Origin of the sequence: Streptomyces sp. UNOB3_S3 (assembly GCF_020740895.1) — a bacterium.
In the GTDB taxonomy this organism is placed as follows: Bacteria; Actinomycetota; Actinomycetes; order Streptomycetales; family Streptomycetaceae; genus Streptomyces.
Genome location: NZ_JAILXP010000540.1, coordinates 1 through 3,515, shown reverse-complemented (window position 1 = coordinate 3,515; position 3,515 = coordinate 1). Strand labels below are relative to the sequence as shown.

At 71.7% G+C, this 3,515-nt stretch carries 2 protein-coding genes and 1 pseudogene; all 3 read right to left on the bottom strand.

The features are described from left to right. Positions 1 to 126 precede the first annotated feature (126 nt). Entirely contained in the window at positions 127 to 1,062 is a 936-nt protein-coding gene (locus tag K6I33_RS33260; RefSeq protein ID WP_229358430.1) for a hydroxyacid dehydrogenase, read from the bottom strand. A gap of 29 nt (positions 1,063 to 1,091) precedes the next feature. Further along, positions 1,092 to 2,516 (bottom strand): amidohydrolase family protein, encoded by a 1,425-nt coding sequence (locus K6I33_RS33255; RefSeq protein WP_229358428.1) that lies wholly within the window; start codon positions 2,514 to 2,516, stop codon positions 1,092 to 1,094. A gap of 61 nt (positions 2,517 to 2,577) precedes the next feature. After that, positions 2,578 to 3,515 (bottom strand): annotated as a pseudogene (locus tag K6I33_RS33250) (type IV secretory system conjugative DNA transfer family protein); the annotation flags it as partial.

Genomic DNA, 3,515 nt, shown 5'->3' with positions numbered 1-3,515 from the left:
AAGCTAAGCCTTTCAGCGCCGATGGTACTGCAGGGGGGACCCTGTGGGAGAGTAGGACGCCGCCGAACTCCTTTTAAGAGAAAGCCCTGGCAGGGGATACCTGCCGGGGCTTTCTTGCATTTACGGCTAAGCCAGTCGGCAAAGGTCTTCCCTTCTCACCCTCCCCGACAACGGCAGTCCCCGCACCCACCGTTCCGTTTCCTCCACCACCCATTTCCCCAGCCTGCGGACCTCGCTCCCCTGGGCCCCCGCGATATGCGGAGTGACCAGCACATTCGGCAGGGAGAACAGTGGATGCCCCGCCGGCAGCGGCTCCGGTTCCGTCACGTCCAGGAACGCGTCGAGCCGTCCCGAAGCGCATTCCCGTACCAGCGCCTCTGTGTCGATCAGTGAGCCGCGTGCCGTGTTGACGACCGTGCCACCGTCCGGGATGAGAGCCAGCCTCCGTGCGTCCATCATGTGCCGGGTCTCCGGAACTTCAGGAGCGTGGAGTGTGATGACGCTGCTGCTGCCGCACAGTTCCTCGAGACTCACGGCCTCGACCCCCAGCCGCGCTGCCTCGACGGCGGACACATACGGGTCGTAGAGAAGCACCCGACAGCCCGTACCCGCCGTGATCAGCCGCTCCAGGACGCGTCGCCCGATGCGTGAGGCCCCGATGACACCGACCGTACGGCCGTCGCCCCCCTCCCGCTCCGTGAAACCGGGCCAGACAGCACCCGAGGCATACGCGGACGCCGTCGCCACCGCCCTCTTCGCCGCGAAGGTGATCGCGGCGAGGGCGTAGTCGGCGACGGGGCCGGCGTTGGCGTCGGCGGCGGAGGAGACCACGATGCCCCGCTCCCACACCGCGTCCGTGACCAGCCATTTGACGGACCCGGCAGCGTGGAGGACCACCCGTGCACGGGGTGTCCGGGCGAGAAGGTTCGCCGTGAGCGGGGCGCTTCCCCAGCCCGTGACGAGAATGTCGGCCTGCTCGGCCGCCCCGACCGCCTCTCCCCATTCCGCGAGCCGTGCCCGTAGATCCGAGGGCAGGATGGCGTCCGCTTCGCATCGGCCCATGGTGATCGCGATCCTCGGTTTGGCCCTCCTCACGAGGCCATGCCCGCCGGTGGCTTCAGCTCGGCCGCCGCCTGTGCGATGTGGGCGAGCATCCGTCGGCGTTCCGCACGGTCGATCAGGAGGCCACGCGTCACCACCGAGTCGATGCGCTGCGTATTGCGGATGTCGTCCAGCGGGTCGGCGTCGAGGACGACGAGGTCGGCGGCCTTGCCGGGCTCGATCGTGCCGATGACGGCCTCCAGGCCGAGGGCGTGGGCCGGCGTGGTGGTGGCGGCCCGTAGGGCCTGGGCCGTCCCGAGACCGGCCCGGGTGAGGTGTTCCAGTTCGTGGTGGAGGGCGAAGCCGGGGACGAGATAGGGGGCCCCGGAGTCCGTGCCGGCGAGGAGGGGGACGCCGTGGCGGTGGAGTTCGCCGGCGATCCGCGCGTGATGGGCGTTTAGATCGCGGACGTTCGCATACTCCTGCTCCGTTCGGCCGCCCATCAGCTCCTCCAACTGGCTCGGCCATGCGCCGGTCAGCCATCCGGGCAGATGGGCCCATTCGGGGGCGCGGTTCGGGAGGGTGTCCGGGCGCTCCATGACGTGGTGCATGCCGAGCGTCGGAGTGACGTAGGTGCCGTTCGCGGCGAGGCGGTCGAAGACGCGGTGGGCCCGGTCGGGGTCGTAGGAGCGGGCCGCGAGCGACTCCAGTTGGTGAACCCGGCGGTACCAGCGGCGGAAGCGGGCGATCGAGCCGGCTTCCGCCGGGTCGACCTTCAGGCCGTCCTCCAGCTCGCGGCGGAGCGTCGGCTGGTCCGAACTCGTCGCGCTGAGAAGGGGGTGAAGGTGTTCGATGGTGCGTTGACCGGCGTCGGAGGCCTCCGTCACGGTCACGGCGTCGGGGCAGTGACCGGCGTACGGGATGTCCTGTCGCCGGGCCTCGTCCGCGAGGGCGAGATAGACCTCGCGCGTCAGCCGCGAGTAGACCTTGATGAAGTCCGCGCCCTCCTGCTTGATCCGGCGGACGGCCTCCCGTACCTCCCTCTCTGTGCCCGCCTCGACGACCGGGACCGGCGAGGCGTCCTCGGTCCAGAGGCTGGGCCGCCCGTCGACGAGGGTGCTGCCGATCACCCAGCGGGGGCCCGGGAACTCCCCCCGTTCGACCCGGTCGCGGCCGGCGCGGACGGCCGGTGTGCCCCACATCTCCCGGACGGTCGTCACGCCGGTGAGGGCGTAGAGCGGGGCGACGAGTTCGGCCGGTCCGTGGCTGTGCGTGTGCATGTCGACGAGGCCGGGGATGACGTACTTCCCGGAGAGGTCCATGACGCGCGCCCTGTGCGGGACGGGGACCTCGGCCGTACGGCCGACCGTCGCGACGCGGCCGTCGTGGACGACGACGGTCATGTCCTGCTCGGGGCCGCGGGTTCCCGGAGCGGCGATGAGCGTGGTGTGGGTCAGGAGAAGGGTGTCGTGCATGGCGTTGCCCCCTGTCGCCGTGGCTTCGTCGGCTGCCGTGCTGTCCGGTCGGGCTTCCGTGCTACCCGGTCGGAAGGGTGCGGCGGGGCCAGCGTGCCCGGCCCTGCTCCTCGGAGCGCATCAGCGCGAACGTGGGGAGGCCCTGTGCCTCGCCGTGCTCCAGGAGGTCGGGCAGGGCGGGCAGCGGGGCCACGGCCGCCACATCGTCGAGGACGAGGGTGAGTGGTGGGTCGAGCCGGCCGGAGGATGACCGTGCGGCCATGCGGCGGCCGTGCTCGACCACGCTTGAGGCGAGTGCGGTGAGCAAGGGCATCGCACCCGGGCGGGTGCGGGGATCCTCAATCGCCTCACCCACCACGTACAGCGTTCCCCCTTCGGCGATGAATGATTCCGGCGCCGGCGAATTGACTCGATTGGGGTTACAGGCGTCCCGGATGTGGACGGACGTCAGTGCGCCGAGCGCTCGCGCGGCCAGTTCCTGGGCCATGTCGCGCCGTTCGGGGTGCCCGGTGAGGGCGGATTCGAGTTCGCCCGCGGTGCCGCCGATGGCCTTGGGGCTGGTCCGGAGGATACGGACGGGTTCGTGGGCCGACGTTCCCTGGGCCCAGCGGTGCACCTGCCGGAAGGGCCGGCCGTCCACGGCCGCGGCGTGCAGCCAGCAGCGCAGCAGGGTCTCGGCGGTGTCGGCGGTGGCGGAGTCGAGGGTGCTGAGGGGCCGTACGGGCGCGAGGAGCGCGGCGGCGCGGGCGGCGGCGGTGTCGCGCGCTTCGCAGCCTGTGGTGGGGCTCCAGCGGAGCCGGTCGGGGGTGTCGAGGAGGTGGGTCGGGTCGAAGACGTGGACCGGCCCGAGCTTGGCGCGGGCGGTCTTGGTCTCGGCCCAGAGGCCGGGATCGCTGGTGACGACCAGCGCGGGGCCGGCGGCCTCCAGGACCGCGCGGGCGGCGGGGGCCCGGCGATCGGTGGTGTAGAGGAGGCGCCGGGCCCCCGCCGCCCGCGCGG

Coding starts and splice junctions, on each gene's coding strand:
- K6I33_RS33260 (WP_229358430.1), bottom strand. CDS start 1,062: ATGGGCCGATGCGAAGCGGACGCCATCCTGCCCTCGGATCTACGGGCA.
- K6I33_RS33255 (WP_229358428.1), bottom strand. CDS start 2,516: ATGCACGACACCCTTCTCCTGACCCACACCACGCTCATCGCCGCTCCG.